The sequence below is a fragment of the Micromonospora maritima genome (assembly GCF_902825405.1).
Taxonomy (GTDB): Bacteria; Actinomycetota; Actinomycetes; order Mycobacteriales; family Micromonosporaceae; genus Micromonospora; species Micromonospora maritima.
On the sequence record NZ_CADEAU010000635.1, the window covers coordinates 1 to 2,713 of the forward strand.

Here is a 2,713-nt window from a genome sequence, read left to right on the forward strand (position 1 = left end):
CCGCCCTCCGGCCGGGCCGGCGGCACGACCTCGGTGGCGCCGTAGGCGGGCCGACCCAGGTCCGCCGGGTGCTCGCGCAGCAGCCACACCACCAGGGGTACGACCGCCAGCGCCGCCCCGGCGACGACGAGTGCCGCCGTGCGCCAGCCGTGGTCGCGCACCAGCACCGCGACCAGCGGCAGGAACACCAGCTGCCCGGCCGCGCCACCGGCGGTGAGCACGCCGGTGACCAGGCCCCGGCGGTGGACGAACCAGCGCCCGGTGACGGTCGCCACGAAGGCCAGGGCCATCGAGCCGGTGCCCAGCCCGACGAGTACGCCCCAGCAGAGGACGAGCTGCCAGCTCTCCCGCATCACCACGGTCAGGCCGCTGCCGGCGGCCACCAGCACCAGCGCGCAGACCACCACCCGGCGGATGCCGAAGCGGTCCATCAGCGCGGCGGCGAACGGGGCGGTGACGCCGTAGAGCAGCAGGTTGACCGAGACGGCGGCCGAGATGGTGGCCAGCGGCCAGCCGAACTCGGCGTGCAGCGGGTGCAGCAGCACCCCGGGGGTGGCGCGGAAGCCGGCCGCGCCCACCAGGGCGACGAACGCGACCGCGGCGACGAGCCAGGCCGGATGAAGTCGGGATCGGAACACGCACCGAGTCTCGGCCACCACGAGCCTGGCAACGAGTGGCCGGAAAGCCAACGTGCGCAATAATCGGGCCATGTCCGTACCGCACCGCATCGCCGTCCTCGCCCTGGACGGCGTGGTCGCCCTCGACCTCGGCACCCCGGCCCAGGTCTTCGGCACCGCCCGCGACGAGCACCAGACCCCGCTGTACGCGGTCGCCACCTGCACGCCCGACGGTCGGCCGGTCCGCAGCACCGCCGGCTTCCAGGTGCTCCCCGAGCACGGGCTGGAGCTGCTGGAGACCGCCGACACGGTGATCGTCCCCGGCATCCACTCCGGTCCACCGCTGCACGACGGCACGGTGGCCGCCGAGGTCGCCGACGCGCTGCGCGCCGCCCACGCCCGGGGCGCCCGGATCATGTCCATCTGCACCGGCGCGTTCGTGCTCGCCGCCGCCGGCCTGCTCGACCGCCGCCCGGCCACCACCCACTGGGCGTACGCCTCCCGCTTCCGCTCCCTGCACCCGTCCGTCCGACTCGATCCCGACGTGCTCTTCGTCGACGACGGGCCGGTGCTCACCTCCGCCGGGGTGGCCGCCGGCGTCGACCTCTGCCTGCACGTCATCCGCACCGACCACGGCAGCGCGGTGGCCAACCGGGCGGCCCGGCGCTGCGTGGTGCCGCCGTGGCGGGAGGGCGGTCAGGCGCAGTACATCGAGCGGCCGGTACCGAAGGTCGCCACGACCGGCACCGCCGCGACGCGCGAGTGGGCCCGCCAGCGACTGCACGAACCCGTCGCACTGCGCGAGATGGCCGCGCACGCCCGGATGAGCGTCCGCACGTTCACCCGGCACTTCCGATCCGAGACCGGGCTGAGCCCGGCGCAGTGGCTGCTCCAACAGCGCACCGAACACGCCCGGGTGCTGCTGGAGAGCACCGACCTGAGCGTCGACCGGATCGCCCGCGACGCGGGTTTCGGCACCACCGCGGCCCTGCGCCAGCACTTCCACGCCCGGCTGGGCGTGGCACCCACCGCCTACCGCCGCACCTTCCGCGCCCCCCACCCGCTCATGCCCGCTACCGGTGTCGAGTCTGCCAACGGCTCACCCGGCAGCTCCCACTAGGCGGGGTGGGGTTGGCGGCGGAGGGAGCGGAGTTGGGTCAGGTGCAGGGGTAGGTGGACCCGGATGTGCAGGTCGAGGGCGCGGCCCCAGGGAAGCGAATCGTCGACGTCGAGGTCGAAGCCCTCGCGCAGCACGGTCTCCACGGGTGTCTCGGCGGCCGGACCCAGCCGTTCGGCCAGCGCGCAGAGCTTCTGGCTGGTGGCCCGCAGCAGCGTCGCGAGCCCGTCCAGCCCACCGCACTCGGAGACCAGCGCGTCGAGCTGAGGCCGGTGGATGGTGTCCAGGTCGTAGTACGCGAACGGCGAGCCGGCCAGGACCGCCTCGGTCGCCTCGCTCATCAGCTCGTCGTTGGCGGCGAGATGCGCGACGATCTGCTCGGCGCTCAACTGGCCCTCCGGCGGCGGCCCGAACCCACCCGCGTCCACCTCCGCGAGCACCTGGTCGTACGCCCGCCGCAACTCCGCGGCGTCCACCTCGTCCATGCCCCGCATCCAACCCCCGCCGCCACCTGCCACGCCCCGGCTACCCGGCCCGGTTCACCCGGACGGGGGTACGCGCGAACGGCCGGCACCCCGCTCGGGGGTGCCGGCCGTTCGCGTTTGTCTTACTTGGTCCAGTGCTGGGCCACGATGTCGGTGGCCTGCTTCTCCCACTGGGCGTACGCGTCGGGGTAGGCGGAGACCTGCACGGTCTGGGCGGCGTCGGTCAGGGGCATCTTGTCCCAGCCGTCGACCTGCTTCAGGCCCTTGAGGAACGCCAGGGTGGAGTACTCGGGGTCGGTGATCTGCTCCGGGGTGCCCCAACCACTGGAGGGGCGCTGCTGGAACAGGCCCAGCGAGTCGTGGTCGTTGCGGTCGCCGAGGTGGCCGAGGTTCTCCAGCTTCGACTCCTGCAGGGCGGTGGCGATCGAGATGACCGCGGCCCGCTCCGGCAGACCGGCCTTCTTCGTGGCGGCGATGATCGCCTTCGCGTTGGC

The 2,713-nt window shown here is 73.8% G+C and carries 4 protein-coding genes; 1 reads left to right on the forward strand and 3 read right to left on the reverse strand.

Annotation, left to right across the window (positions count from 1 at the left end; all coding sequences use genetic code 11):
• Positions 1-638: MFS transporter (locus HUW36_RS30300; protein WP_174531216.1), on the reverse strand; the 638-nt coding region annotated here is incomplete at its 3' end.
• A 70-nt stretch (positions 639-708) separates the two neighbouring features.
• Between HUW36_RS30300 and HUW36_RS30305 the strand changes: the two genes are divergently transcribed.
• On the forward strand, positions 709-1,737 hold the full coding sequence (locus tag HUW36_RS30305) for a GlxA family transcriptional regulator (RefSeq protein ID WP_174531217.1): 1,029 nt from the start codon (positions 709-711) through the stop codon (positions 1,735-1,737).
• On the opposite strand, the gene HUW36_RS30310 is transcribed toward HUW36_RS30305, so the two are convergent.
• Both HUW36_RS30310 and HUW36_RS30315 read right to left on the reverse strand, forming a co-directional pair.
• Positions 1,734-2,210, reverse strand: coding sequence for a hypothetical protein (locus tag HUW36_RS30310; protein WP_174531219.1), 477 nt, complete (start codon positions 2,208-2,210; stop codon positions 1,734-1,736). The two genes, HUW36_RS30305 and HUW36_RS30310, sit on opposite strands and share 4 nt — an antisense overlap.
• A gap of 131 nt (positions 2,211-2,341) precedes the next feature.
• Positions 2,342-2,713, reverse strand: a 372-nt coding sequence (locus tag HUW36_RS30315) for a hypothetical protein (RefSeq protein ID WP_174531218.1), incomplete at its 5' end; no start/stop codon positions are given.

What these genes read in the sequence shown, in the direction of transcription:
- HUW36_RS30305 (WP_174531217.1), top strand. Translation starts at nt 709, where the DNA reads ATGTCCGTACCGCACCGCATCGCCGTCCTCGCCCTGGACGGCGTGGTC.